This window comes from Alcanivorax sp. NBRC 102024 (assembly GCF_001602235.1).
In the GTDB taxonomy this organism is placed as follows: domain Bacteria; phylum Pseudomonadota; class Gammaproteobacteria; order Pseudomonadales; family Alcanivoracaceae; genus Alcanivorax.
This window is the reverse complement of record NZ_BDAS01000009.1, coordinates 1-26,037: the sequence shown is the minus strand read 5'-3', so window position 1 is coordinate 26,037 and position 26,037 is coordinate 1. Positions and strand designations below refer to the sequence as shown.

Genomic DNA, 26,037 nt, shown 5'->3' with positions numbered 1-26,037 from the left:
GGGAGCTATTGATGGGAGCGCTGACCAAAGCGGACATGGCCGAGCGTTTGTTCGAAGAACTCGGCTTGAACAAACGTGAAGCGAAAGAAATGGTGGAGATGTTCTTCGAAGAGATCCGCCATTCGCTGGAAAACAACGTGCCTGTCAAACTCTCCGGCTTCGGCAATTTCGATCTCAGGGACAAGAGTGAACGGCCAGGGCGCAACCCGAAAACCGGTGAGGAAATCCCCATCACCGCCCGCCGGGTTGTCACCTTCCGTCCAGGACAAAAATTAAAACAACGGGTTGAGGCCTATGCTGGAACCAAGTCATAACGACGAATTGCCGGCGATTCCAGGAAAACGTTATTTCACCATCGGTGAAGTCAGCGACCTGTGTGACGTAAAGCCCCACGTGCTGCGCTACTGGGAGCAGGAATTCCCCCAGCTCAAGCCGGTCAAGCGCCGTGGCAACCGTCGCTACTATCAGCGCCAGGACGTGCTGATGATCCGCCAGATCCGCAGCCTGCTGTACGATCAGGGCTTCACCATCGGCGGTGCCCGCCAGCAGCTCACAGGCGGCGCCAATGCCGAACAGGCCACCCAGTACCACCAGCTCATCAAGCAGATGATCGTGGAGATGGAAGAGGTCCTCGACGTCCTCAAAGCCTCCTAAGCCCCATTCCCGTTGGAGCCTTGCTTGCAAGGCGAAAAAAGCCCCGGCAGCCAAGCTCCCGGGGCTTTTTCATGCTCGCGAGTCGCCGTTGGAGCCCATGCTCGCATGGCGAAGAGCCAACAGCCTTCCGCCAGCCCTACAGCAAACACCCATCCACCTGAACGAATCCCCCATCGCTCAAACCCTGATCAAACAGCACTTTACCGGTTCCATCCCCCCATCAAATCCGCTATGATTGCCGCCGCTTTGGTAGCTCTGCCTGCCAAGCACATCTCGGGGCGTAGCGCAGCCTGGTAGCGCACTTGCATGGGGTGCAAGGGGTCGGAGGTTCGAATCCTCCCGTCCCGACCAAATTAAGGTCGGAAAAACAAAGAGATAGGCCAGTCATGGATGACTGGCCTTTTTGGTTTTTAGGCGTCGCTTATGCTTTTCTGTGTTTCGTCACCGTTCCGTCACCGTTTCTCAATAGCTAATCCCTGTGGCTGGCCTGTCTCCTTTACTTTACGCGCCACTGACCTTTAGTTTTCCCTGATTGGTCAGGCGGTCCGTTTACAAAGGCCTGGCGCGTATTGGATGCCCGGCAAGATGGCTGAAGCTGTGCCGGATCACTCTAGAAAAGGGGTTGAGGGTACTCCATAGCTATGAGGCTGGGTGACGCTTGTAGTTGCAGCGTTGGGTGGATCACTTGGAGGTGGTGTCAGGGCGCTGAGTAGTTAGAAGTGCGAGACGCGTCAATTCGAGCATCCTCAAGGTGTCTTGCTGCCAGCTTTTTGGCTTGAGAGTCCAGGTCGTCCCTTTTGTTCGCATCGAGTTGTATGGGGTCCTGCAATCCCTGCCTTTCTAATTCCTGCCTTACAAGGTCTTTCTCTACTAGCTTTCTTATAAGTTCTTCATATTGCTTGAGAATGCCCGCATGCCTCGTATTTTCTTTCCGCAGGCGACCTAGCTCTTTGGTTTTTCTGTCCTCTACCAGTGAATTGCGCGTTTTTCTGGCGCCTTCGAGTCTTTGTTGATGCTCATTTCTCAGTTTCTCGATATGTGTTCTATCCTGGCAAATCAGAGCTGTCAGGTGGGCGCTTTGTGACACCTTTAGATATTTGGACGTACGTTTCAAAAACAGAGCTTCTTCTACGGGTAGCACAAAACTGAAAGTCCGCTTGTTTTTGTTCTTCCGGTAGCTGTAAGCATTCCATGCTCGTTTGATGCGTGCAAAAGCATCTGCCCCCAATCCGTTATTCCAAATTCTTTCCAGTGTCATCAAGGTCGGCTCGTTCTCTTCGTGGGGAGCTTTTACTGAAAGGGCTGATGGGGGGTTGTTTCGCAAATAGTGCCTGGCCCAATCTGACTTGTCCTTGTCGGAGCCAAGCCACTCTTTCGGTGGGATTGGTTTCTTCACTTTCAATGCTCCTAATGCTTGAGATTTTCATGACAAGTAAATCATACCGTATGAATTGACGTAAATATGATCATAATTGATAATGGGCAAAAATAGATATCATTTGTGCAAATATGTACCTTGGCAATGCTCTAGTATCCAGCTTTAACTGCTTGTCGTCTGAAGAGCTGCAGGCCGCTGAGCGATATTTTTTGACTGCCTTTATCTATCAATTTGGTATAGGCGAATGGGCTCAAACGTCTCTGGACCGTTTGGCGGGGAAGTTGGGAGTTAGTGAGAGATTAGCCCGTCATTCGATAGGGGTACTGGTTGACCAAGGTCTTCTTGATGCCCGGCGCGTTGAAGGTAGGACCGGAAGGCCGTCTTACGATTATCGACTTTCAAAGCTCGTTGCCGATCGGTTGAATCTCCAGGTTGGGCCAGTGAGTGTGGGACATGAGGGGCTGGTAAAGTCACTGCTCAGTATTCCCTCACCTGGAGGGTTGGAGGTCACGAGAAAGAAAGGTCGTACTTTTGGCCCTCCCAACCCTGATGCCCTGAGTGTCGGTAGCAAGCTGGTTCTTATAGTGTTGCTGACTGAGGCGGATTCCTGCGGTGTAGTCAGAAATTGTTCGACTTTTGGCTTGGCCAAGCAGGTGGGGATGTCAGTTCAAAGAGTACGCCGGCATTTGAGGAAGCTTTGGCGCTTAGGGTACATGCGAGATGTGGTTGCTGGGATTGTGAGTGATATAGGAATCGGCAAGTGCCCGAGCATCTATTTTCTCAACCTGGCTCACCCTATTTTTGAGGCTAGCTGGTGTGGTCGGGCGTTTGTCCTTCATATACAAAAAAAAGATCAGTACCACCCGGGCCGAGAGATTCCTCAGTTGATAAGGATTCTCAGTAATGGTTGTGAGGATGATTCCTACGTTGCCATTGAATATGACCGTAGAAACTATTTGTTGCCGGTGAAGTGTGAAGATGACGTTGCTAAAAGACTCAAAGATGCTGTGCTCGATGGGCTTGAAGAATATCTGCAGGCTGTTTTAGACGATTATGTAGGTCAAATATTGACCGATAGATACTTATTCATTGGCAGTCAATTTCTACCAGAACCAAGCATCAATCTGCGCTTAGAAATGGAGGCATTGCTATGTGTAAAGGAGAGAAAGGGTAGCGATGAGGCGGCCTCTAGAGCGGCGATGTTCCTATCTGGCTGGATATGGAGGGCTGCGTGCATGAAATCTGAAGTGCTAAGCAAAAAACTAGGGGTGATGCGTTTGCTTATGCCACCAGATGGTAGGATATCGATATTGCGATCAACAGAGAATGGTAAGTTGTTGATTTTAAAGGCTGTGGTTGCGCCGCCGCCAGGCAGAAATGTTACTCCGGGGATTTACCAAGGGGCTTCAATCGATTATGTAAAATCAACTAAGGAAATCAACCGTGTAGACTTGTCTACAAAAGAGCAGTATGAAATTGGCCTGCTTGTTAAGCCAAGTGTAAAGACCAAAAAGGAGGTTGTAGACACGGAAGTTGGTATTGAGGATGAGGGGTAGTTACATACCGTGGATAGCACTGATTTAAGCTGTGAATTGATGTCAGCCTTCAAGCTCAATAGTGTTATTGGTTTGTGGGCCTTCTGGGTACGATAACCCCGTTCCAGAACTCGTAATCGATTGTTTTAACTGGATAGCGCTATTTGGGCTCCCGTCTGTGGGGTAAAGGCCCTGTTGTGGGCTTTCAGTACTTGATAACCCGCTCTGAGTGTCGGTAATAGATATATATAGTCATAAAGTCACTTAGCCAGCCCACTTGTGAAGGCTGGTAAGTGCAGTTGGTTGAGTAACAGGCAGGCTGGACCAAACCAGCCTGCTCATGAGTAAATTTCAACCAGTGCGCTGGTACCTATGAAGAAACCATAGGTGCCAGACAATGAGAAAACGACATTCAAGCAACACCAACCTCAAACTCCACTATGAATCAGTCTGGGAGGGCTTGCCGGTACTGGCAAGGCCTGACCGTCCACTCGCGGTGAATTACCTCAAATCTATCCGGTCTACTTTGGACCGGGCCTTAAATGAGCACCCGAGAACGTGTGTCATCCATTTCGTTGCTAGGCTGCCGTACGGTTGGTCGGGCCCCAAAGGGGGGCAGGTAAGCGGCTTCATCAAATCTCTTCGTTCGCAGATCCGGTGCGATTTGAAGCGTAAGCGCAGCCAGGGAAGACGGGTTCATGACTGCCATGTTCGCGTGATCTGGTGTCGCGAATTCGGTGGGGAAGGGCAGCCCCACTACCATATTGCCATTATGGTCAATAGAGATGCCTATTCTGCTTTGGGGCGTATCTCAGGTCAGCAAGAGCCGGACTACCCTTGGTGGTTGGCGGAAGAGCAAGCAGTTAGCAACATGGCAGAGCGTATTCAGCGAGCCTGGGGTCGCACTCTTGGTCTGACTGGGAGCCAAGGAATCGGTTTAGTCCATTTCCCAGATAGCGCGATTCAGCTGATTTCAAAAGGGGCTTCTATGTATACCGCGCAATATCAGGGGGTGTTCAGGCGCATGAGCTACCTGGCAAAGGTGGATACCAAACTTTATGACGATGGGTTTAGGAACTTTGGCTGCAGCCAGAGAGGAGGTGAGTAAGTTTTTACGTTGCTGCGCTATCGCATGAACGAATGACCAGGAGAAATTCATGCGTTTCATGCGGCTCACAGAAGTTATCAAGGATACCGGTCTTGGCCGTTCTTCTATCTACAAGCGTATTGCTCAGGGAGAATTCCCCAAACCCGTGCCGCTTGGGGGAAGAGCGGTTGGCTGGGTATCTGATGAAGTTGAAGCTTGGATTCTGGAGCGAATAGAGGAGAGGGATGGGAGGGAGGTTGCCCATTGACGGCCATTAATCTTTCCTAGGGAATGGTTGACTTCGGAGCCTGCTACCTTGGGTTCAGCTGGGTACAAGGCGTGACTTCAATCTAGAAAGCAAACCCCGGCACTATTGGTGCCGGGGAGGCTTGTCCCTGACAGATAAGCCTTAGAGGGCGCCAGGCGAGCCACGCCGGGGCCAGAATATCGGTCCCGGGAAGTCGGCGTTGAGGCCCCAATGCAGCACCATGGTGCGGGTATCATCAATCGGCTAATCCTTTTTGTATATGACGGTCACTGTGCCGGCGGGTTTGTTCTTTCCTATCTCATAATCAGGATTGAACGTGGCGAGGTTATGGGCAGCAATGCCAATCACTGAGGCAAAGCCTGCAACCTGTGTAAAACCGGTTGGGATCGCGAAACTTGCTAAAGAGGCGGCTCGGTACTCTGTGTATACCCGGCATCGCAGATCCTTCTTTTCAATCGCTCCCTCGACCTTGTTTACCACGGAGCTGATATTTTTGACCGCTACAATTTGAAAAGAGGCTTTCTTGGCAATGAGTTCAGAGAGCTTTTCAGTAGTGATGTCTTCGGAGGTGTATTTTTCGATGTCAATATCTTTGCTCATTAGTTGTCCTTGGTTGAGGAGATGATAAAACGGGCAGATTCGCTGCCCGTTCAAGTCAGCGACTGGGTCTTATTGAAGTGTGATCAAAGCTCCGCTATTTGCTGTAGCGCATCTTTATAAGCAAATAGTGTGTCGAAGTTTTCGTTGTAAATTAGGTAGAGGGCGGACTGTATGTTCTCGTGTGGCGTTTCTTCGATGGTATCTTTGAATATGTTGGTATGATGCATGCTTCCGGAAAGCACCATGAAGCTGCCGTCCTCCATTACCACCCAGTCAATGGTTTCAAAGGCCCTGGCGCCTTTGTATTTATCAAGAGTTTCCTGAGCCAGAGAGAGGGACTCCTGGTTTTCTTTTTCAACCATTGAAATCTGGTTTTTTATGTTCCGTACCTCTCTTTCATGATTCTCTATATCTGTTAGTGATTGCTGTTTAACACGACGCCAAACCGTATAGGTAGAACCGTTTTCCGTTTTTGTTTCAGTCCAGGATTTGCCACTGTCGATATGGTCTTGAGCTTTCTTTAATAGCTGTTTTTGCCGCGCTATTTCTGATTCGAGGTCGTTTAACCTTTCCTGCAATGTGATTGGCCTACTATCATTCTTTGCGGCATCGATCATTTCATTTGCTGTGTCCCTGTAGTTCTTTTCGATATCCTTGAATTCACAGGTGTAGCGAACGATATCTCGGCCCCGTTCGTCTTCAATGATGGTCCAATCTGTGCTCTCACAAAGCTTGCGGCTATCCAGCGCTTGGCCAACCGTATATTCGGGAAGTAATTCAAGGCGCCCCTCCCTGATGACATCTATTTCGGAAGAGCACCCGGTTAGGGCTGCCAGAGAAATGCCTGCTAGGGCTGCTTTGAGGTTTTTCATGATGGCTCTCTTTTAAATTCGTCCGTGGAGTGATCGGCTTACGCACCAATCACAATTAGGAGGAAACAGACGATCCAGACGATGAAATACGCCAGGTTCTGCTTCAGGGTTTGCGCTCGTTGATAGAGATAGACGGGCACCAGCCACACCCAGCCACTAAATGTGCTGGTATCGGTACCGGATTTCTTGAGCTTCTTCTCGTCCAGGAAGGACAGTGCAATATTGAGAATCAGGGTGATGTAGATGAAATGCTCATTGGCGACGGCTCGTTCGGCGCGGTACTCGCTGCTGTGAACCAGGTAGGCCACAAAGTACTCCAGGGTGAGACCGATCAGTGGGGCAAACGCCAGGATCCACACAACGGTGTTGTTGACTTTGGCGCCGGTTAACGGCGGAGGGGTTGTGTCATCAAGATGCTCTCGAAGCTGGGTATCTTCGATGTTGGTCCAGTCGGGGAAGCCCTTCTTCCAGACGGATGAACCGTGGCGGAGTGTTCCGTTCTTGATCAGGGTGATGAGGTCGGTCTCGGTGACTCCGCCCTTCCTTTCGCCGTTCTGTTCATAAAACCAGATGTCATTCTCGATAGTGCTGTTTTCCATGGTTATTCCCTTTGATGGTTCCTTTCCGTGGTTTTCGGTAAGCATTACGCGAGCTTCCTCCCAGTACTGGCGGGGTTGTTGGTGTGATTTGTCGGTTTGGAAGGCGTGTCTCAGTTTCAGTGTTATGTAATTCAAGACTCTAAAAGTATTGCAATGCTGCACATGCAAGGTCAAGCATTACGATACGACAGGGGTATGGTGCTGCCGTAGCGTTGCTCTATCTGATTGATGGAGTGGGCGTGATGAGTTTTCCCGAGCGCCTGAAGGCGGCACGGTTGGCGTTGGGTCTGACCCAGGAGCAGTTGGGCTTTGAGCTGGAAGTGACCAAATCCACGATTTCTGCCTGGGAAAATGGCCGCGATGCGCCTGGATTCCGCCTGCTGCCGAAGCTGAAGGTGGTCCTGGGAGTCTCGCTGGACCACCTGATCTGCGGTGACGTGGCTGAAGGTGCCCCAGAGCCGGAGGCTGAGTACGGTGCCCAGGTGCGTAATGACGCCGAAGCCCAGCTGCTCAAACTCTACCGGCGTTTGCCTGTGAAGCGTCGCGAAGGCCTGCTCGCCATGATCGATTAACCCTCCTTCTTCTCAGCGAGTTTCTGGCTAAGCCCCCGTGCAGGTGGGGCCTCGTTCGGCGAGACTGGGCTATCCGGCACGAACTCCTCGACAACCTGTAACCCTTCCTCCTCTGAATACTCGAACTGGGCATTGAGCAGACCTGCTTGGGCAACCTTATCCAGTTCCGTCTGATTGATCCCCTGGCTTTCCCGCTGTTTGCTGGCTTCTCTGGCCTGACTGACCGCCTCCGCCATGCTCAAACCTGCTCGGAGTGTCAGATCCACGTAGTAGATCGGCGCCCGGTGACTCTGGGTGGTGCTCTTCCCGCGTAGCTTCAATTCCAGGGGCAGGGTGGTCAGGTTGCCGCCGCTGATGGCATGGAAGTAATGCAGCCGGGCAGCCAGGGTGCGGATGCTGTTGTAGCCGGTGGTCCGGAACACGAAACAGCCCAGTTCATCCTCTTCCCCGATGCGGACATAGAGGCGCCCGTAGGGCTTGCACAACCCATGGGCCCCGTAGTCACACATATCCGGTGACGGGCAGGGCAGTGGTGCTAGGCCCTGGTCGGTACGACGTCGGCAGGTCTCCCCGTCGCCACTGCACAGAGGGCGGCCACTCTTGCGCTCGAAGAAGGTGTATTCCGCCCGTAGATTCAGGTCTGGATCATTGAAGGGTAGGGTGACGGGGATGCTGCGCAGCTTCTTGCCTTGTGCCTCCTGACGCAGGGCCTCATCCAGCGGGTGCGGCAGCCAGCCCTCCCGAGTCTGGATCTGGGTGGTGAGGGTGAATTGGTCGTCTTTCTCCGGCAGACGCTTGCCGTTCTTCTCTACGACCCGGCCAATGCTGATACGGCCAATCACCGGCGGGGTAATGGCGAGTCCTTTGATCATGGGATTCTCCTGATATCTGGATAGATAAAACACACAGCAGCCGGGCAGGGCCCGGCGTTTATGCTGTAAGGCGTGGGGTATTGAGTGAGGTGATGCGAGAACGATCAGGTGTTGGACTTGATCAGAAACCGGCGACTGCCGGCACGGTGCTTGGGGAATTGCTGCAGTAGTGAGGGTTGAGCTTTGAGCAAGGCCTCGGTATTGAGCACGGTACTGTCCTTGCTGCGCTTCCAGCTCACCAGGCCTTCTATGAAATAAGCCCGTGCTGCCTCGCCCATGCGTTGCTGGATACGCTGCTTGAGCCGGGCTTCCCGCTCGGACAGCCGGGTCAGGCGATCCCGGATATCCAGCATCTCGTTGAAGTCACCATTGAGAGCTGCGTCGTCAATGAGATCCAGCGCTTCACCATCGTCGTAGGGATAGAGTGCCCGCAGCGCCTGGTCGGCGGAGTCGGAGCCATCGGCATCGGGTGGCGTGTCGGTCTCCACCAAGTGCCAGAAGGCGCGCTCCAGCTCGATCAGTTTCTTGATGACCGTCTCATCCCGCTCAATGCGGTGTATCTGCAACTCCTGCCCGCAGATCAGCACGGCCACGTCTGCGGCCTGCTTGCCGGTGACGGCCAGTTGATGCTGTACCTGACACTGGATGTACTCCGGTACCCCACCGGCCCAGAGCCGGGCACCATTGAGGCCGGTGGTTTTGCACTCCAGGATCTGAACCTCTGGATTCCCCACTACTGAGTAATCCAGATTGGCCAGCATCCAGGGCTTGTCCGCATCCGGGTGCTGGAGCACGGCATTCACTCGCCGTACCTTGTTGCCGGTGGCTTTGGCATAGGCCTCGGCCACCTTGGGTTCCAGCAGGTTGCCCCAGTACAACGGGGTGTGGATGTCGTCTGGGTCGGGAGCCGGTAATAGCCCATCCCGCCCGGTCTTGATCATCCACAGCTCCAGGGGGGACTGATACGGGTTTAGCCCCACCGCCGCAGCGGCATCACTGGCCCCGACACCTTGCTTGCGGACCTTGAGCCACTGCTCCCGGTTCATGCCCTTGGTGGACACCAGGCGCAGGGCCGGACGGGATGAGGGTTTGACAGCGCGGGGCGTGCTCATGAGTGACCTCCTTCCAGTTGGGTCAGACGTTCGGTAAAGCGATCATGGAGATTGATCAGCCGATGGGTCTGGGGCGTCTGATCCGAGGGGATCTCATGACTGCCGCCTTGGCTGAAGAAGGTGACCACCAGATCGGTGATCATCTGTTGGATGTCGGCGTTGGACGGCAAATTGCCGTCATTCTCGAGCAAATAGGTGCCCAGCTGTTCGCCCAGAATGGACACCACCTCGTACTCGAACACCCCAGGAAACCCTTGCGGGCCGTACCAATAGGGTTGCACCTGTTTCCAGATATCGGGGATGAGGTCACACAGGGTGCTGATCAGTTCGATACAGCCATTACCCCAGATCTCCAGAAGCCGGGTGCCGCGCTTTCTGTTCAGCATCACCCCTTCATGGAGGAAGGCGCCCCAAATGGCGGCCAGATGCGGGGAGAGGGGCGGCGCAGAGAGTCTGGCTTCCGGGGTCACGCGGCTATCGTGATTACGTTCTGTCATGGTCAGGCTCCAAACAATGAAAAGCCCGACCGGCTCAGAGCGGGTCGGGCTTTAGTCGAGGGAAAAGAGTGAGTAGGGAATCAGTCAGGCCACCAGTTCCAGAGTCTGGCTCAGGGCCCGCTGCTTGATCTGGGCGCCCTTGCCGAACCAGGCGGAGTCCAGTCGGTTGTCGGTGCTGCGGGCGCGGCGTTCGTGGTCCACGAACTCGGTCACTGCATTCAGCAGGCCGTAGGCCGTGTTCTTGGCAGACGGCAGCTCCGCGCCGCGACCGGCACCCTCATACAACGCCATGGCCTTCTTCATGGCCTGTTCGTTGGGCTTCACCAGCATGTCACCAGAGGAGTAGTTCACATCAGTGAAGATCGAGCGCATGACCTTCTCGGCGGTCTTGTGGGTGATGCGTCGTTCGCTGAGGGTTTTCAGACGGTACATAAAGTCATCCCAGGCGGAGACGGAGATCCCCAGCTGCTTCTTGACGGCCTGGGCATCGAAGGTGGTGCTGTGGCGAACCTTCACCGCCTGGCCAGCGCCATTGAGAGCAACTGCTAGGGTGTTATTGCACACCACCCGGATGCTGGTGAACTGGGCAGTGGTGGCCAGGGTGCCGTCACAGGCGGTGGCCAGCAGCACATAGCCGTTGGTCTGGTCATTGCCAGCCAAAGAACCTGTTTGCCCGGTGCGGGCCAGCGCCCAGAGCTTGCGGCCACCTTTAAGGACGCCAGCGGTTTCCAGTTCAAAGCCGGAGCGCTCGGTGAGGTCCCGGTAAAACTCCAGGATCTGCCGGGGCTGAACCACCTTGAAGCGGTTGCTCACTACGGACAGAGGCGCCTGATTATCTGATCGGAACAGCACCTTCTGATCCGGGAAGGATGAGATCTGTCCCAGGGATCCAGCCTCGCTGCTAATGAAGCGAACAGGAGTCTCACGGATCTCCCAGTCCATGCCGGCTTCCTGCATCCAGACATTGAGGGGCTGTTGGGCGGCGAGCTGGTTGCCCAGCCCGTGCCAGGGGGTGCGGCCTGCATAGGCCATGCTTTCGACAAGATGTGCCATGGTAAATCTCCAAGAAAAACGGTGAGCCCGAAACGGGCGGATTGGCGAATGAGAAGAGGGGGTGAGTCAGGGGTAGAGCAAAAGCAGAAGAGTGAAGGCTTAGAGCCAGCCACGCTGGGCCAGGCTGACCCACTCGGAGCGGGACACGACGAAGTGATCCAGTACCCGTACATCGATCAGGGCCAGAGCGTCCTTGAGTCGGGTGGTGATGGTGCGATCAGCCTGGGAGGGCTCACAGCACCCGGAGGGGTGGTTGTGGGCAAAGATTACGGCAGCGGCATTGCAGGCCAGCGCCTGCTGTACCACTACACGGGGATACACCGCCGCGCCATCAATGGTGCCGTTGAACAAGGGCTCGAAACTGAGCACCTTGTGTTTGTTGTTGAGGAAGATGGCCGCGAAGACCTCGTTTTTTTCCTGGGCCAGAGCCATCTGCAGGAACTGGGCAACATCGGTGGGCGCAGTGAGCGTATCTCGACCGGTGAGTTCATCCAGTAGGATGGTGGCCGCCGTACTGACAATCTCCTCGGGTTTAACACAGCCCTGCACGTGGTACAGGCCCTGCTCGTTCTTCACGAAAGTGGGAATATCCATAAAAACTCCAAAACGGCATAAAAAAGCCCGCACAAGGCGGGCTCTGGTATGTAGTGAAGGGGGGGCAAGTGCGAAATACGGGTTAATCGGTGTCGAGTCGAAAGGTGTGGCCGCAAGCCAGGCACTTCAGGTTGTCGAGAAAGGTTTGGTCGAGCTTGTCACCGAGAGCGGCACCGGCCTCTCCGCCGGCAACACCTCCGATCAGGCCGCCGATCACGGCACCGGCTATGCCGCCGAGCAGCGATCCTCCAGGGCCCGCGACATAGCCCAGCGTCATACCCACACGAGCGCCACTTGTGGCCGCCGCAACTCCACTCGCGGCACCCGCGGCTGTGCCGACAGAGCCGCATACCCTGCGCCCGGTGTGGAGCGCCGCTATCCGGATAGATTGGCAGCTGGGACATTGAATGATCATTAAACCTCCATGAAATGGGACCAGGAGGGTCATTCCTTCCTGGCTTCATGGGGGTGATATGTAGGTGAAAAAATCTGGAATCGAGACGTAGACTAGGTAACAGAAATGAAATTACTAAGTGGGAAGTCAGTTCAGGTGTGTGAATCGCCACCGGTTTGCTAGACACCTTTCAGCCATACAAAATGGTGGCCGCCGTACTGATAATCTCCTCAGGATTAACGTAGCCCTGTACGTGGTACAGGCCCAGCTCGCTCGAATATCCATAGAAACTCCAAAACGGCATGAAAAAGCCCGCACAAGGCGGGCTCTGGCATGCAGTGAAAGGGGGGGGGGTATAAAATTCATGATCAAAAGCATCGGTTTGCTGTTTTGGGTTGCAAGTAGAGCAAGTAGTGTTAGTGGGTGTAGATTCAGTATCCTTCAGGGAAAGCTCATTATAGAGCGGTCGAGATTGAACAGGCTGGACGAGACTCCAAATCATCATCCCAACTATTGATGAATTTGACTTGAAGCATAGAGAATGGAGGGTGAAGGTGTCAGTTGTCTGACCGGTCGCCGAATCGATCAGAACCAGGGATTACAACAACTGCAGTAAGGCCTCCTACCTTACTGGACGTGTAATGAACCTGTCCCTGATAACGCTCAACTATTGCGTGGACAATAGCCAGCCCCAATCCATGACCGGGTGTTTGCTCGTCCAGCCTCAATCCTCGCTTGCCCAATTGTGAGTGGGCTGTTTCTGATACGCCCGCTCCGTCGTCGCTGATGATAATTTTTAACTGCTCTTGATCTTCACTCAGCGTGAGCTCCACCCAGCGGGATGACCATTTGCCTGCGTTATCCAGCAAGTTGCCAAGGATTTCGTTCAGATCATGCTCCTCGACAGGCCAGCGATGGTTTTCAGGCAGATCCGTTGACAATTCAAAAGATTTATCGGGGTAGAGGCGGCCAAGCATCCACAGCAGATCCCGGGCCTGTTTGATCGGACATACACTTTGGCCGACCTGTGGACCCGCAAACCGGCTTCGCCGCATTTCGGCCTCAAGCTGAGCATCTATGTCGTCGAGGCGCGCCGCCATTTCCCATCTCAGCTTCTCATCGAGCGGGCGACTGGTGTCTTCCAGGATCTGTCTGACAGCCGCTATGGGGGTTTTCACGCTGTGGGAAAGGTTGGCAAGTGCGTCACGGGAGCGTTCCAGCCGGTCATCCAGTGAATCCAGCAGTCGATTGAGTTGCCGGACGAGGGGCTGGAACTCCTCCGGGCCGTCTGCGTTAATACGGGAGAGCTCGCCTGACTGAAGTTTTTTCAGGTTCATCTGAAGGCCCGCTATTGACCGCAGGGCCAGAGTGATTCCCAGCCATATGCTCCCGATCATCAGAATGACCAGTAAAACCGAGACGACGGCAGTCCAGATATGGAGTTTGGCCTGGCTCCGATGAAGCGCCTCCATATCCTCGGCAACAATGATCACGAAGGGGTTTCCGTCGACCGTGAAGGCACGGCGATACCCAAGCATTTGGGAAGGCGCAGCTGGTACCTCAGCATCCCTGGCTCTCACGGCTCCCTCCTGCCCGGAGGTGAGCAACGGCCTCAGAATCGGAGTCCAGGTCTCCGGTGAGATGGACTGCCCAGACGGAGAAGCGATGGCGATGGCGAAGGCGTGGAGGAGCACTTCCTGAAAATAGTCGCCGGTCTGGAGTGTATCAATCTGGCCACCGGATTGGCGGATCTGGTGTTCCAGAAAAGCTACCTCATCTTTCAAGCGGCGTTCTACTAAGTCCATGGTCATCCTCTCCAGCAAGGCCCCATGGATGATCCAAGCCAGTGCCATCAGACCAATGCCGGCCGGAAGCAGCAGAATCAGGAGCATCCCCCTGACTGAGCGAGGTCTAACGGCTATCGGCATCGAACAGGTACCCCTGACCACGTCGGGTCTTGATGGTGTCCGGTCCCACCAGCTTCCTGAGCCGCCGCACATACGCTTCGATCACGTTCTCGCTGGGTATGTCGTCGATGCTGTATAGCTGGTCGAGAAGCTGTTCTTTCGAGAAAACCTGCCCGGGACGACTCATCAGACATCGGAGCAAACGGAACTCCGTACCGGTCAGGCTATGTTCGGTCTCGTCACCGGCCCTTAACGTCTGGCGATTTTCGTCCAGCTCGAACCGGCCCGCTGTCAGGGTATCCATTATTCTGCCTTCGCTTCGCCGGACGATGGCGTGAAGTCGGGCAATCAGCTCTTCGGTCTGGAAAGGCTTCGCGAGGTAATCATCGGCGCCGGCCTTCAAGCCATTGACCTTGTCCTGCCAGTCTCCCCTGGCGGTCAGGATCAACACCGGGAAACTGACCTTATGCGTCCGCCACTGTTTCAGTACGTCCAGGCCGTTGCCGTCGGGCAGGCCCAGGTCAAGAATACCGGCGCGGTAACTTTCCTGCTGCCCGAGGTGCCGGGCTTCCCGTGCTGTACGGGCGGTATCCACGCTGAAACCGGCCTTTTCCAGATGGGCGCTTAGCCCGTTCGCCAGTAGGGAATCATCTTCCACCAGAAGTAATCGCATTCCTGATTTGCCTTCTCAATTTGAGGATCAAAGCCCGTCAGTATGGTTGTCCAAGCTGAATTGTGCCTGAACGAAAAAAATAATTCCGATTTTCAGCATGAATTCAGGTTGATGAGCGATGGTAGCAACCGTTTCTGGATATTGCTCAAGTTTTGAGTGAGACAACCCGGCCTCCAGGGCCAAATATGTTCAAGGGAGAAGATATATGACCATATCAAAATTTCTCGTTGCTGCTGCGGCTATCTCATTGTCGGCGACCGCCTTTGCCGCTGGAACCCATGGTGGAGGCCATGGTCACGGCGCTGCGAGTGGTGAGCCCGGCAAAGCCTCAGAGGTCAGCCGAACCATAACAGTCGAAATGTACGACAACTACTATGAACCGGAATCAATCACCGTAAGCCCCGGGGAAACGGTGCGGTTCATGGTGGAGAACAAAGGGAACCTCGTTCACGAATTCAACATCGGCACCCCAGAGATGCACGAGGGCCATCAGGAGGAAATGATGATGATGGTCGAGCATGGCGTCATCCAGGGCGGAAAACTCAACCACGACATGATGGAAATGGACATGGGGAACGGCCAGTCCATGAAACACGATGACCCCAACAGCGTCCTGCTGGAACCGGGCCAGAGCCAGGAAGTCATCTGGAAGTTTTCCGATAACACCAATATCGAGTTCGCCTGCAATGTGCCGGGTCATTACCAGGCAGGGATGTACGGTGACGTTAAGGTTCAGTAACTCAGCTCACTAGTGAAGCGTTGAAGCAGAGGGCTTACAGTATTTCTCCTGTGGGGTCCTTAGTGCAGTGCTATTTGGAGTAACAAGCGTGAAAATCCGTTTAGGTTCGGTGTTGTTAAGCCTGCTGATGTCTACATCGGTTATAGCCGGCGAATATGATCTCACGGTTGATCGGGTCGAAATTGATACCGGCGATTTCGTGAAAGAAGGTATTGGCTATAACGGTGCATCTCCGGGACCGGTTATGCGCTTCAAGGAAGGTGAAAACGTCAAGATCAACGTGACCAACAACCTCGATGAGATGACATCCATTCATTGGCACGGGCTGATTCTTCCCTTCGATCAGGACGGCGTGCCGGGTATCAGTTTCCCGGGAATCAAGCCGGGAGAAACTTTTACCTATGAATTCCCGATCCAGCAGGCAGGTACCTATTGGTTCCACAGCCATTCGGGCTTCCAAGAGCCGGACGGCGCCTATGGTGCGATTGTTATCGAGCCGAAAAAACGTGAGCCGTTCCGTTTTGACCGCGAATACGTGGTACAGCTGACCGACAAGCATCCCCATTCCGGCGACCGCATCATGCGCAACTTCAAAATGATGTCGGACTATTACAACCGCGAGCAGCAAACCGTGGGCGAGTTTTTCTCGGACGCGTCAAAGAATGGCCTGATGAATACGGTCCGAGACCGGATGGCCTGGGGCGACATGCGCATGATGAAAGCGGACGTTGAGGACCTGCAAGGCTTTACGGGTCTGATCAACGGTAAGGGGCCGGACCAGAACTGGACTGGGCTTTTTGAGCCGGGCGAACGCATCCGGCTGCGATTCATCAACTCTTCGGCCATGACCTACTTTGATATCCGGATTCCTGGTCTGGATATGACCGTCGTTCAGGCCGATGGCAACAACGTTCAGCCCGTTAGTGTCGATGAATTCCGGATTGGTGTAGCGGAAACCTACGACGTGATCGTACGTCCGAAGGATGAGCAGGCGTACACCATCTTCGCCGAATCCATGGGACGTTCCGGATACGCCAGGGCAACACTGGCCCCCGAAGAGGGCATGGAAGCGGCAGTGCCGCAACTGCGTGAAGCTGCCCGACTGACCATGGCTGACATGGGCGGTATGCCCGGTATGGACCATGGCAGCATGGCGGGCATGGATCATGGGAACATGGATATGAGCAGCTCGGGAGATATGTCCGGGATGGACCACTCCAACATGGGCAGCATGGATCATTCCAATATGGAAGGTATGGATCATTCCAACATGAAAGATATGGATCATTCGGGCATGTCCGGCATGGACCATGGTTCCATGGCGATGGGGACAGAAGAAAAAAGCGATCCTTTTTACGCCAAGGGCAGTGGCCTCATGCCCAAAGCTGCCAATGGCGGAAAGTTCCTCTCTTACGCTGACCTGAAGGCTCAGGATCCGTTGTATGAAGTTCGCGAGCCGACCCGGGAAATTGAGCTTCGTTTGACCGGCAATATGGAGCGGTATACCTGGAGCATTAATGGCGTCAAGTATGAAGACGCCGATCCGATTCGTCTCAAATACGGTGAGCGGGTCCGTTTCAAGTTTGTCAACGAAACCATGATGACTCACCCCATGCACCTGCACGGTATGTGGTCCATCCTTGATGTTGGCGCAGGCCAGTGGAACCCGATCAAACACACGGTCAGTGTGCAGCCCGGCACCACCGTTTACATGGAAACCGAGGTCGACGCGCCCGGTCAGTGGGCGTTCCACTGTCACCTGTCCTATCACGCGGCCGCTGGTATGTTCCGCAAGGTCATTGTTGAAGGTGGGCCAGAGTCGACGCAGGCCAAAACAGACGTGATTGCCAAAGATGGAGGTGAGGTATGAGCTGTATTCGATCAATTGTCGCAGTCAGCTTCCTTGCCTCTATTGGTGTCTCAACGGCGGTGACAGCTCAGGAAATGATCTCCGACACCACCGCTCGTAAACAGCCGCTCACAACCTGGGGTGTTCAATTCGAGGAGTTTGAATACCGCTACAGCGACGATGACGAGGAACTGGGCGTCTGGAATGCGGATGCTTTCTATGGCACCGACGAGTTCAAAGTCCGGTTGCTCACAACCGGGGAGTACGAGATAGAGGAGCAGGCCTACGAAACACTGGAAAACCAGCTGGTCGGCCAGATCCCCATCTCCAAGTTCTTCGACGCCAAAGCGGGCGTACGTTTCGATACGCCCGAGGGGCCGGACCGTACATATGCCGTTCTCGGTGTAGCCGGGCTGGCTCCCCAATGGTTTGAGATCGATGCAAACCTGTATGTCAGTAAGGATGGCGATACGTCAGCCGAACTGGATGCAGAGTACGAGCTGCTTCTCACCAACTACTGGATTCTGGCGGCAACGCTGGATGCCACGGTTGCGTTTAGCGAGGACCGGGAAATTGGCGTTGGTAAAGGACTGGTTTCTACCGAAACCGGACTCAGGTTGAGCTATGATCTGATCGACCGTGCGTTCTCGCCTTATGTGGGCGTGGTGCATGAGCGCAAATACGGCGATAGTGCCGACTTTGCCGAAGCGGACGGCGGCAGTACAGCAGATTGGTTTGCTGTGATTGGAGCGCGCATCGCACTCTGATCAGGTACTTAGGGGCTAAAGATATTTCTTTGGCCCGTTTTTCTCGACATTGATGCAAGTGAGATCTACCCAAGCTAGCATTGGCTATTTATTGAGTATCAAACGCCGTTCAAAACAACAGGAGGTTGTATGAGCAGCACGCACGACAGAACCACGCGCTATCAGAAAGGCAGTCTTACACTTCCGGGAACTGTTATGCTGGGCACCGGTGTCATGATTGGCGCCGGTATCTTCGCCCTTACCGGGCAGATGGCGCAGATGACTGGCGTTCTTTTCCCGTTGGCGTTTCTGGCCGCGGCGGTAATCGTAAGCTTCAGTGCCTATTCCTACATCAAAATTTCCAATGCCTACCCGTCAGCCGGGGGCATAGGCATGTACCTGCACAAAGCCTATGGCAATCGGTTACCGACGGCTTTCAATGCTTTGCTGATGTATTTCTCGATGGTGATTGCCCAGAGCTTTCTTGCGCGAACCTTCGGTTCTTACACCATGCAACTGTTCGATGGCGATGAAAGTGGCCGCATGGTGCCCATTCTTGGCGTCTCACTAATTCTGGCCGCGTTTCTGATCAATCTGTTGGGCAACCGAATGATTCAGGGCGTGGCTTCCTTTATAGGTATCCTGAAGATCGGAGGCATTCTGGTTTTCGGGCTGGTGGGTATCTGGATTGCCGACAGTGTTTCTGTTGATTTCTCTAGCCCCGGTGAGGCTGGAACCTTTGGCAATTTCCTGGGGGCAACGGCCCTTGGCATTCTGGCCTTCAAAGGTTTTACCACCATCACCAACAGCGGCTCGGAAGTCATAGACCCCAAGAGAAACGTGGGGCGAGCGATTATTATTTCCATCGCAGCCTGCGTGGTGATCTACACCCTGGTCGGTTTCGCCGTTGCCAGTAACCTGTCCCTGGCGGAAATCATCAAAACGCAGGACTACTCTCTGGCGGCCGCTGCGCGTCCCGCATTGGGCGACTACGGCGTCTGGTTTACCGTCGCCATTGCGATGATGGCCACCGCCGGTGGCATTCTGGCCAGTATTTTCGCCGTCTCACGCATGTTGGCCATGTTGACTGAAATGAAGCTGGTCCCCCACAGTCATTTCGGCATGCCCGGTAGCATCCAGAAGCACACGCTGGTTTATACCGTGGTGCTTGGGCTTATCCTCACGGCCTTCTTCGACCTGTCCCGAATTGCAGCGCTGGGCATCATTTTTTACCTGATCATGGACATTGCTATCCATTGGGGCGTTCTGCGCTATTTACGGGAGGATGTGAAGGCCAATGTGTGGGTGCCCACGGTGGCAATTGTTCTGGATTTGCTCGCTCTTGGTGGCTTCGTTTGGGTCAAACTGAATACTGACCTGTTTGTTATTGGCGTGGCGGTTGTCACCATGATTGTTATCGCAGTGGCCGAGCAACTGTTCCTGAAAAAGGCCACAGAAGCCGAAGAAGCGGGACACAAAGAATCTCATGCTCATCATCACTAATCACCAGAACTCGATAGGGAGGGATCGGCCATGACGGCTGAGCACACGGTCAAAGATCCTGTTTGCGGCATGTCGGTGAATCCACACTCGGCGGAACATCGCAGCGAGCATGGCGGGAAAACCTGGTATTTCTGTTCTTCGGGGTGCAAATCGAAGTTTGACGGCGACCCGGGACACTACCTCAGTGGAGAACAGAAACAGGACGAACCCGTGGCTCCGGGCACCATGTACACCTGCCCGATGCATCCGGAAATTCGCCAGCAGGGCCCCGGAGATTGCCCTATCTGTGGTATGGCCCTGGAGCCCGAGCAGGTAAGTCTGGATGACGGGCCCTCGGCAGAGCTCAAAGACATGACCCGTCGATTTTGGATTGGCCTGGTGCTGGCCCTGCCGGTATTGGTGCTGGAAATGGGCGGACATCTCACCGGCCTTGACCAGATCGTTGCCCCACAAATGTCCAACTGGATTCAACTGGTGTTGGCGACGCCAGTAGTGGCCTGGTGTGGCTGGCCTTTCTTTGTCAGAGGCTGGAAGTCCGTCGTCAGCCGCAATCTGAACATGTTCACGCTCATTGCCATTGGTACTGGCGTGGCGCTGATCTACAGCCTGGTGGCGACACTGGCGCCCCAGATTTTCCCCGACGCCTTTCGGCAGGAAGACGGTTCTGTCGCCGTCTACTTCGAGGCGGCTGCGGTCATCGTGGTGCTGGTTCTGTTAGGCCAGGTGCTTGAACTGCGGGCCCGGGAGAAAACCTCGGGCGCGATCAAGGCGCTGCTGGATCTGGCACCGGCGACGGCCCGAAAGCTGGATGACCAGGGCGACGAGTCCGATGTGTCGCTGGATCAGGTCAAGGTGGGTGATCGCCTGCGAGTGCGCCCGGGGGACAAGGTGCCGCTGGACGGTGAGTTACTTGAAGGCAGCTCCAACGTGGATGAGTCCATGGTGACCGGTGAGCCTCTTGCAGTCAGCAAAAAGTCTGGCGACCAAGTGATTGGCGGCAGTATTAACCAACAGGGCAGCTTTATCATGCGGGCCGACAAGGTTGGCCGGGACACCATGCTTTCCCAAATCGTGCAGATGGTGGCCAGCGCCCAACGCAGCCGCGCACCGATCCAGGGGCTTGCCGATAAGGTGGCGAGCTGGTTTGTGCCCACCGTGATCCTAATTGCCATTGTTGCCTTTATAGCCTGGTCATTCCTTGGGCCGACACCGCCCATGGCGTTCGGGCTGATTGCGGCGGTCAGTGTTCTGATCATTGCCTGCCCTTGCGCACTGGGTCTGGCAACGCCGATGTCGATCATGGTAGGTGTTGGCCGCGGCGCCCAAAGTGGTGTGCTGATCCGCGATGCGGAAGCCCTTGAACGCATGGAAAAGGTAGATACGGTGGTAGTGGATAAGACCGGCACGTTGACAGAGGGGCAGCCACAAATCACCCGAATTGTTACAGCGAATGGGTACGATGACGATGCTTTGATGCGTTTTGCGGGCGGACTCGAGAAAGGCAGTGAGCATCCACTGGCCCACGCCATTCTGGACAAAGCCAAGGGCATGGAGCTGAAGCTGCCGGATGCGGAAGACTTCGATTCTCCCAACGGTAAAGGGGTAACAGGAAAAATCGACGGCAAGCGGGTGCTGCTTGGTAATCGTCTTCTCATGGAGTCGGAGAATGTCGACACCACTAGATTTGACAGCGATGCCGACGAGCATCGCAAAGATGGTGCTACCGTGATTTTTGCCGCCGTCGATGGAAAAATCGCTGGGCTGTTGGCCATCTCCGATCCCATCAAGAGAACGACCCACGCGGCTATTGTCGCGCTGCAAAAAGACGGCATTCGAGTGGTCATGCTGACTGGCGATAACTACACCTCGGCCGAGGCGGTTGCTCGCAAATTGCATATCGATGAAGTGGAAGCGGAGGTACTGCCGGAAGATAAGGGCAAGATCGTCCAGCGTCTGAAAGATGAAGGGGGTGTTGTCGTGATGGCGGGTGATGGCGTTAACGACGCGCCTGCATTGGCAACGGCGGACGTGGGGGTGGCCATGGGCACCGGCACAGATGTGGCCATCGAAAGCGCGGGCATTACGCTGCTGCGCGGCGACTTGATGGGTATTGTAGAAGCGCGCCGTCTGTCGCTGGCGACCATGCGCAATATCCGACAGAACCTGTTCTTTGCTTTTGTGTACAACTCCGCGGGCGTTCCGATTGCGGCGGGGGTTTTGTACCCGTTCTTCGGGATACTGCTTTCACCGATCTTCGCGGCTGCTGCAATGTCGCTGTCGTCTTTCAGCGTGATTGTGAATGCATTGCGCCTGCGAGTTATCAAGCTTGGCCCTAAGTAATAATCGCTGGTGCCGTACACTATTGATCGAACCATAGAAGATGCTGATTTTGAGGCGGTTGACAAACGAGCGCGTCAGTCTCTCACGGATAACTGCTTCGGGGTGCTGATCGAAATCGACGTCAAAACCACGATGAAGGAGAAGCTGGGCACGGAAATACCTGCCTACCGGATCTTTGGGCATGCAATCCTAGGCCATCGGCGTGGAGCCTCGAGTAGGGGCTATTTTGCCATAGCTGGCGCCTTAAGCGACTTCATCCGTGATCTGTTGACCGTGATCAAGTTCCACGGGGTTTGCTCAGCCCGTTCAACTTTAATCGGGTATCCGGATTATCTGGTTGGTATGCGAGAGAGAAAGGTGGCCGACAAACTCAACCCACAACGGATTAGCTGGTTGATGGCTCGCTCAGTACGCTCACTTGCTAGAGAGCAGATACTTCACCAAACAGGCGATGCCCAGGACCAGCAGCAATAGTAGGGCAATTCCGATCACTGGCATTATCCAGCCCATCGCCCCCATCATCCCGCAATCGGGTAGTGTCGTGTTCATCGTGACAGAGCTCCCTGTGGTGTCCATGCCCAAAACCCGTGGTGCCGCCGCCAGTGGCACCACGGTCGCGCTCATATCGTTCACCCGGCACAGCAGGACAACTGCGTCACATCCTTGGTGAAAGTCTGGGCACAGAGCTTGAGCCCTTCCACCATGGTCAGGTAGGGAAATAGCTCATTGGCGATGTCGTGTACGGTCATGCGTGCGCGTAGCGCCATCACCGCCGTCTGGATCAGCTCACCGGCTTCCCCCGCCACCGCCTGCACCCCCAGCAACCGGCCCGAGTCGCGTTCGGCCACCAGCTTGATGAAACCACCGGTGTCGAAATTCACCAGCGCACGCGGCACGTTTTCCAGGTCCAGCTCGCGGGTATCGACGCTGAAGCCTTGCTCGATGGCCTCGGCTTCCGTCAGGCCGACGGTGGCCACCTGGGGGTCGGTGAAGATCACCGCCGGCATGGCGCTCAGGTCCAGGGTGGCTTCGCCCCCGGTCATGTTGACGGCAGCCCGGCTGCCCCCGGCGGCGGCGACATAGACGAACTCCGGCTGATCGGTGCAGTCACCGGCGGCATAGAGCCCCGGCACCGTGGTGTGCAGATGCTCATCGACCAGAATCGCCCCACGTGCGGTTTCCACGCCGAGGCTCGCCAGGTTCAGGGCCTCGGTATTGGGTGTCCGTCCGGTGGCCACCAGCAGTTGATCCGCCCGCAAGGTGCCGGCGTTGGTGTCGACAATGAATTCATTGTCGGTGTAGTCCACGCGGCTCGCCTGGGTCTGCTTGAGGACCTCGATGCTCTCGCGGCGAAACGCCGCCTCCACCGCATCCCCTACCGCCGGGTCTTCCTGGGAGAGCAGGCGGCTGCGGGCCAGCACCGTGACCCGGCTGCCCAGCCGGGCGAAGGCCTGGGCCAGTTCCAGGGCCACCACCGAGGCGCCGATCACAATCAGCCGCTCGGGAAGGGTGTCCAGGGCCAGCGCACTGGTAGAGGTCAGGTAGGGGGTGTCGGCAAGACCCGGGATCGGCGGTACTGCCGGTCGGGCGCCAGTACCGATTAAGGCGCGGTCGAAGTGGACGACCTGCTCGCCGCCCTCGTTCAGCTTGACCATCAGGCTATGGGCATCGATAAACCGGGCCTCGCCGTGCAGGACCGTGATGGCCGGGTGGTCGCGCAGAATCCCCTCGTACTTGGCGTCACGCAGTTCCTCGACACGTCGCTGCTGCTGCTCGAGCAGCTTGGCCCGATCCACCACCGGCGCCTGGGCGCTCAGGCCTGCATCGAAGGGACTTTCCGTACGCAAGTGGGCAATATGGGCCGCGCGAATCATGATCTTCGAAGGCACACAGCCTGTATTGACACAGGTACCGCCGACGGTGCCGCGTTCGATCAGGGTGATCCGGGCGCCGCGCTCGGCGGCTTTCAGGGCCGCCGCCATGGCGGCGCCGCCGCTGCCGATCACCGCGATGTGCGGGGCGTCTTCATCACGGCCCTTGGACACCGATGCGCCTGCCGGGGAAGTGGGCCCACTGTTGGCCAGTCGAGCTTGGTAGCCAAGTCGGGTCACGGCAAACGTCAACGCCGAGGCCGGTGTCTCCGGATCAACGGCTACCGATGCCGTCCCCTGAGGATAGGATACCTCCACCGACTGCACGCCGGGCAGCTTCTCCAGGGCTTCCCTGACATGATCCGCACAGCGGTCACAGGTCATGCCACTCACGTTGAGTTCAATCATCACGTTTCTCCGAGTCTTCATTAGTAAAGCCGGCATCCTGCTTCCGCTTGTGGTATCGCGCGTAGAGAGGTAAGCCGATGGCCAGGGCGGCAAACAGCAGGTAATCGAGATAGCCTGCCAACGCGGCCAGGCCCGCCGTACCGAATAGCACCAGGGCGATTGGCGCGCAACACAGCACCATCAACCCGGTGCCAAGCACGACGCTTAAAAATTTCTGCGAATCTTTCACGCTTATTCCTTCACCGTGGCGGGCAAGCTCGTAAACAACTCACCCGATGACCGCGATGTGCAGCTGCTTGATGTCACTCAGGGGGCGTATTCCTTGATTTGATAGAGCCGTTGTCACAACAGGCGTCGAACTGCTTCTTACGCCAAATCGCATAAATGGTCAGGCCGATGAAGAAGGCCAGGGCCGGCAATAACACAACGTCGAGATAGCCCGTCAGCCCCGCCAGGCCCACCGTGCCAAGCAGGATCACCAGGATCGGCGTAAAGCAGCACAATGCCACCAGGACGGTGCCGATCACGCTCACGCGCAGCAGGGGCTTGGGATTCTTCATGATCACTCTCGATCCGCTTGCGAGGATGTCGGGGTTGATGGATACCCAGCGTTGATGGTGGCCTCGGTCAATGCCTCCACCGACGTTCGGGCGTCGTCAAAGGTGACCACGGCCTCGAGATCCGCGTAGCTCACGTCGACTTGCGAGACGCCGTCCACCTTGTTGAGGGCGGCCTTGACGGTGATCGGGCAGGCGGCACAGGTCATGCCCGGCACCGACAGCGTCACGGTCTGCAGGGCCGCTAAGGCGGGCGTGCTGAGCAGGGCGAGTAGCGCGATGAAGGCGAAACGAGCTTTCATGGTAGATCTCCTTTTAATAGAACAGGGGCAAGATGTAGGGGAATACCAGGGCGATTAGCACCAGCAGCGATACGAGCCAGAAGATCGCCTTGTAGCCCGTCCTGACCCGTGGCACGGCACACACCTCTCCCGGCTGGCACTTTTCCACTGGCCGAAAGACGCGACGCCAGGCGAAGAACATCGCCACCAGCGCGACGCCGATAAAGAGCGGGCGATAGGGCTCCAACGCCGCCAGATTGCTGATCCAGGCGCCGGAAACGCCCAGCGTGATCAGCACCAGCGGGCCGAGGCAACACGCCGAGGCCAGGAGGGCCGCGACTCCTCCGGCGGCCAGGGGCCCTCGCCCCGTTTTAGATGTCCGCATTGACGATTCTCCTTTCGGGATGGGGGGAGCTACGATAAGGTTACTTCCGTAGCTTGGTACGGAGTCAAGCATCATGAAGAGACATGCAGATAAAGTGGCGGACACCATGACCATTGGCGGCCTGGCCAAGGCGGCCGGCGTCAATGTCGAGACAATCCGCTATTACCAGCGACGAGGGCTATTATCGGAGCCCGAACGCCCTCCCGGAGGTATTCGACGCTATAGTGCCGCCGATATCGACAGGTTGACGTTCGTGAAAACGGCGCAGCAGCTGGGCTTTAGTCTGGATGAGATCAGTGACCTACTTCGGCTGGAAGATGGCGCCCACTGTCAAGAAGCCAGTGCTCTCGCAGAGCACAAGTTAGGGGACGTTCGCGAGAAGATCGACAGGCTTGAAAGAATTGAGAAGGTGCTGAGCGAAATGGTCGACAGATGCCATGCACAACAAGGCAATATCACTTGCCCGCTAATTGCGTCATTGCATGAAGGGCTCAGAGAAGCAGAAGACCCAAGGGAGTAACTCACCTTCAGTTCGTTGAAAACAACGCGGTCAAAGAGTCGCGATCATCTATGGACCATGTCGACAAGGAAAGTTTGCATGACTAGCTTGCCTGACAACATCCTTCACCTTCCCGAGTACCACGTCCTAGGCACCAAGATGGAAGAGCATGATCTCCACTACCAGGTCGAA

30 protein-coding genes and 1 tRNA gene are annotated in these 26,037 nt (G+C 55.6%); 13 read left to right on the top strand and 18 right to left on the bottom strand.

Annotated features, from left to right (window positions below; genetic code table 11):
- The first annotated feature begins 11 nt into the window (after positions 1–11).
- The 3 genes from ihfA to A0251_RS13470 all read left to right on the top strand — a co-directional run bounded on the left by ihfA (position 12) and on the right by A0251_RS13470 (position 1,005).
- A complete protein-coding gene (gene ihfA, locus A0251_RS13480) occupies positions 12–314 on the top strand; it encodes an integration host factor subunit alpha (protein WP_062817366.1) in 303 nt (100 codons plus the stop codon).
- A complete protein-coding gene (locus A0251_RS13475; protein ID WP_035249051.1) occupies positions 295–654 on the top strand; it encodes a MerR family transcriptional regulator in 360 nt (119 codons plus the stop codon). The genes ihfA and A0251_RS13475 overlap by 20 nt, the downstream gene beginning before the upstream one ends.
- A gap of 274 nt (positions 655–928) precedes the next feature.
- Positions 929–1,005: transfer RNA gene (locus tag A0251_RS13470), tRNA-Pro, on the top strand.
- 346 nt (positions 1,006–1,351) lie between these two features.
- Here the strand turns inward: A0251_RS13470 and A0251_RS13465 are convergent.
- On the bottom strand, positions 1,352–2,050 hold the full coding sequence (locus A0251_RS13465; RefSeq protein WP_035249049.1) for a hypothetical protein: 699 nt from the start codon (positions 2,048–2,050) through the stop codon (positions 1,352–1,354).
- Between the two features lie 191 nt (positions 2,051–2,241).
- Between A0251_RS13465 and A0251_RS13460 the strand changes: the two genes are divergently transcribed.
- From A0251_RS13460 to A0251_RS13450, 3 genes are all read left to right on the top strand, one after another.
- Positions 2,242–3,588, top strand: coding sequence for a winged helix-turn-helix domain-containing protein (locus tag A0251_RS13460; protein WP_197461938.1), 1,347 nt, complete (start codon positions 2,242–2,244; stop codon positions 3,586–3,588).
- 376 nt (positions 3,589–3,964) lie between these two features.
- Positions 3,965–4,675: an inovirus Gp2 family protein gene (locus tag A0251_RS13455; protein WP_062817365.1), complete on the top strand. Its 711-nt coding sequence runs from the start codon at positions 3,965–3,967 to the stop codon at positions 4,673–4,675.
- A gap of 49 nt (positions 4,676–4,724) precedes the next feature.
- Positions 4,725–4,922 (top strand): AlpA family transcriptional regulator, encoded by a 198-nt coding sequence (locus tag A0251_RS13450; protein WP_062817364.1) that lies wholly within the window; start codon positions 4,725–4,727, stop codon positions 4,920–4,922.
- A 243-nt stretch (positions 4,923–5,165) separates the two neighbouring features.
- Here A0251_RS13450 and A0251_RS13445 read toward each other — a convergent pair whose 3' ends face one another.
- The 3 genes from A0251_RS13445 to A0251_RS13435 form a co-directional block, all read right to left on the bottom strand.
- Positions 5,166–5,522, bottom strand: coding sequence for a hypothetical protein (locus A0251_RS13445; RefSeq protein WP_062817363.1), 357 nt, complete (start codon positions 5,520–5,522; stop codon positions 5,166–5,168).
- A gap of 83 nt (positions 5,523–5,605) precedes the next feature.
- Positions 5,606–6,394: a hypothetical protein gene (locus tag A0251_RS13440; RefSeq protein ID WP_062817362.1), complete on the bottom strand. Its 789-nt coding sequence runs from the start codon at positions 6,392–6,394 to the stop codon at positions 5,606–5,608.
- Between the two features lie 38 nt (positions 6,395–6,432).
- Positions 6,433–6,993, bottom strand: a complete 561-nt coding sequence (locus A0251_RS13435; protein ID WP_062817361.1) for a DUF4339 domain-containing protein — start codon at positions 6,991–6,993, stop codon at positions 6,433–6,435.
- A 242-nt stretch (positions 6,994–7,235) separates the two neighbouring features.
- On the opposite strand from A0251_RS13435, the gene A0251_RS13430 reads away from it, so the two are divergent.
- Positions 7,236–7,565, top strand: coding sequence for a helix-turn-helix domain-containing protein (locus tag A0251_RS13430; RefSeq protein ID WP_197461936.1), 330 nt, complete (start codon positions 7,236–7,238; stop codon positions 7,563–7,565).
- Here A0251_RS13430 and A0251_RS13425 read toward each other — a convergent pair.
- The 8 genes from A0251_RS13425 to A0251_RS13390 form a co-directional block, all read right to left on the bottom strand.
- Entirely contained in the window at positions 7,562–8,437 is an 876-nt protein-coding gene (locus A0251_RS13425; RefSeq protein ID WP_062817359.1) for a hypothetical protein, read from the bottom strand. The genes A0251_RS13430 and A0251_RS13425 overlap by 4 nt on opposite strands.
- A gap of 104 nt (positions 8,438–8,541) precedes the next feature.
- Positions 8,542–9,549 carry a YqaJ viral recombinase family protein gene (locus tag A0251_RS13420; protein WP_062817358.1) on the bottom strand — a complete coding sequence of 336 codons (1,008 nt, stop codon included), beginning with the start codon at positions 9,547–9,549 and terminating at the stop codon, positions 8,542–8,544.
- Positions 9,546–10,046 (bottom strand): hypothetical protein, encoded by a 501-nt coding sequence (locus A0251_RS13415; protein ID WP_231874237.1) that lies wholly within the window; start codon positions 10,044–10,046, stop codon positions 9,546–9,548. The genes A0251_RS13420 and A0251_RS13415 overlap by 4 nt, the downstream gene beginning before the upstream one ends.
- 84 nt (positions 10,047–10,130) lie before the next feature.
- The gene (locus A0251_RS13410; protein ID WP_404840819.1) at positions 10,131–11,078 is read right to left on the bottom strand and encodes a DUF932 domain-containing protein; all 948 of its coding nucleotides are present in this window, start codon (positions 11,076–11,078) and stop codon (positions 10,131–10,133) included.
- Positions 11,079–11,198: 120 nt separating this feature from the next.
- On the bottom strand, positions 11,199–11,693 hold the full coding sequence (locus A0251_RS13405; RefSeq protein ID WP_062817356.1) for a RadC family protein: 495 nt from the start codon (positions 11,691–11,693) through the stop codon (positions 11,199–11,201).
- A gap of 82 nt (positions 11,694–11,775) precedes the next feature.
- Positions 11,776–11,970, bottom strand: a complete 195-nt coding sequence (locus A0251_RS17640) for a hypothetical protein (protein ID WP_230457875.1) — start codon at positions 11,968–11,970, stop codon at positions 11,776–11,778.
- A gap of 674 nt (positions 11,971–12,644) precedes the next feature.
- Positions 12,645–13,979, bottom strand: coding sequence for an ATP-binding protein (locus A0251_RS13395; RefSeq protein WP_011588647.1), 1,335 nt, complete (start codon positions 13,977–13,979; stop codon positions 12,645–12,647).
- 19 nt (positions 13,980–13,998) lie between these two features.
- Positions 13,999–14,667 (bottom strand): response regulator transcription factor, encoded by a 669-nt coding sequence (locus A0251_RS13390; RefSeq protein WP_062817477.1) that lies wholly within the window; start codon positions 14,665–14,667, stop codon positions 13,999–14,001.
- A gap of 205 nt (positions 14,668–14,872) precedes the next feature.
- Here A0251_RS13390 and A0251_RS13385 point away from each other — a divergent pair, with 205 nt between their 5' ends.
- The 5 genes from A0251_RS13385 to A0251_RS13365 all read left to right on the top strand — a co-directional run bounded on the left by A0251_RS13385 (position 14,873) and on the right by A0251_RS13365 (position 21,844).
- On the top strand, positions 14,873–15,406 hold the full coding sequence (locus tag A0251_RS13385) for a plastocyanin/azurin family copper-binding protein (RefSeq protein ID WP_062817353.1): 534 nt from the start codon (positions 14,873–14,875) through the stop codon (positions 15,404–15,406).
- 88 nt (positions 15,407–15,494) lie between these two features.
- On the top strand, positions 15,495–17,276 hold the full coding sequence (locus A0251_RS13380; protein ID WP_062817352.1) for a copper resistance system multicopper oxidase: 1,782 nt from the start codon (positions 15,495–15,497) through the stop codon (positions 17,274–17,276).
- A complete protein-coding gene (locus tag A0251_RS13375; protein WP_011588644.1) occupies positions 17,273–18,022 on the top strand; it encodes a copper resistance protein B in 750 nt (249 codons plus the stop codon). The genes A0251_RS13380 and A0251_RS13375 overlap by 4 nt, the downstream gene beginning before the upstream one ends.
- Before the next feature lie 129 nt (positions 18,023–18,151).
- Complete coding sequence (locus A0251_RS13370; protein WP_081737601.1) at positions 18,152–19,504, top strand: APC family permease; 1,353 nt, start codon at positions 18,152–18,154, stop codon at positions 19,502–19,504.
- A 30-nt stretch (positions 19,505–19,534) separates the two neighbouring features.
- Positions 19,535–21,844, top strand: a complete 2,310-nt coding sequence (locus A0251_RS13365; protein ID WP_007151136.1) for a heavy metal translocating P-type ATPase — start codon at positions 19,535–19,537, stop codon at positions 21,842–21,844.
- A 414-nt stretch (positions 21,845–22,258) separates the two neighbouring features.
- On the opposite strand, the gene A0251_RS17235 is transcribed toward A0251_RS13365, so the two are convergent.
- The 6 genes from A0251_RS17235 to merT all read right to left on the bottom strand — a co-directional run bounded on the left by A0251_RS17235 (position 22,259) and on the right by merT (position 25,346).
- Positions 22,259–22,468: a hypothetical protein gene (locus A0251_RS17235; RefSeq protein WP_082810895.1), complete on the bottom strand. Its 210-nt coding sequence runs from the start codon at positions 22,466–22,468 to the stop codon at positions 22,259–22,261.
- Positions 22,469–22,473: 5 nt separating this feature from the next.
- On the bottom strand, positions 22,474–24,123 hold the full coding sequence (merA, locus tag A0251_RS13355) for a mercury(II) reductase (RefSeq protein WP_082051506.1): 1,650 nt from the start codon (positions 24,121–24,123) through the stop codon (positions 22,474–22,476).
- On the bottom strand, positions 24,116–24,352 hold the full coding sequence (locus A0251_RS13350) for a mercury resistance system transport protein MerF (protein ID WP_062817350.1): 237 nt from the start codon (positions 24,350–24,352) through the stop codon (positions 24,116–24,118). The genes merA and A0251_RS13350 overlap by 8 nt, the downstream gene beginning before the upstream one ends.
- Before the next feature lie 73 nt (positions 24,353–24,425).
- Positions 24,426–24,683: a mercury resistance system transport protein MerF gene (gene merF / locus A0251_RS13345; RefSeq protein ID WP_033988342.1), complete on the bottom strand. Its 258-nt coding sequence runs from the start codon at positions 24,681–24,683 to the stop codon at positions 24,426–24,428.
- 2 nt (positions 24,684–24,685) lie between these two features.
- Entirely contained in the window at positions 24,686–24,982 is a 297-nt protein-coding gene (gene merP / locus A0251_RS13340; RefSeq protein WP_022519794.1) for a mercury resistance system periplasmic binding protein MerP, read from the bottom strand.
- A 13-nt stretch (positions 24,983–24,995) separates the two neighbouring features.
- The gene (gene merT, locus A0251_RS13335) at positions 24,996–25,346 is read right to left on the bottom strand and encodes a mercuric ion transporter MerT (protein WP_027965778.1); all 351 of its coding nucleotides are present in this window, start codon (positions 25,344–25,346) and stop codon (positions 24,996–24,998) included.
- 73 nt (positions 25,347–25,419) lie between these two features.
- Here merT and merR point away from each other — a divergent pair, with 73 nt between their 5' ends.
- Positions 25,420–25,866 carry an Hg(II)-responsive transcriptional regulator gene (gene merR / locus A0251_RS13330; protein ID WP_006911920.1) on the top strand — a complete coding sequence of 149 codons (447 nt, stop codon included), beginning with the start codon at positions 25,420–25,422 and terminating at the stop codon, positions 25,864–25,866.
- Positions 25,867–26,037 lie beyond the last annotated feature (171 nt).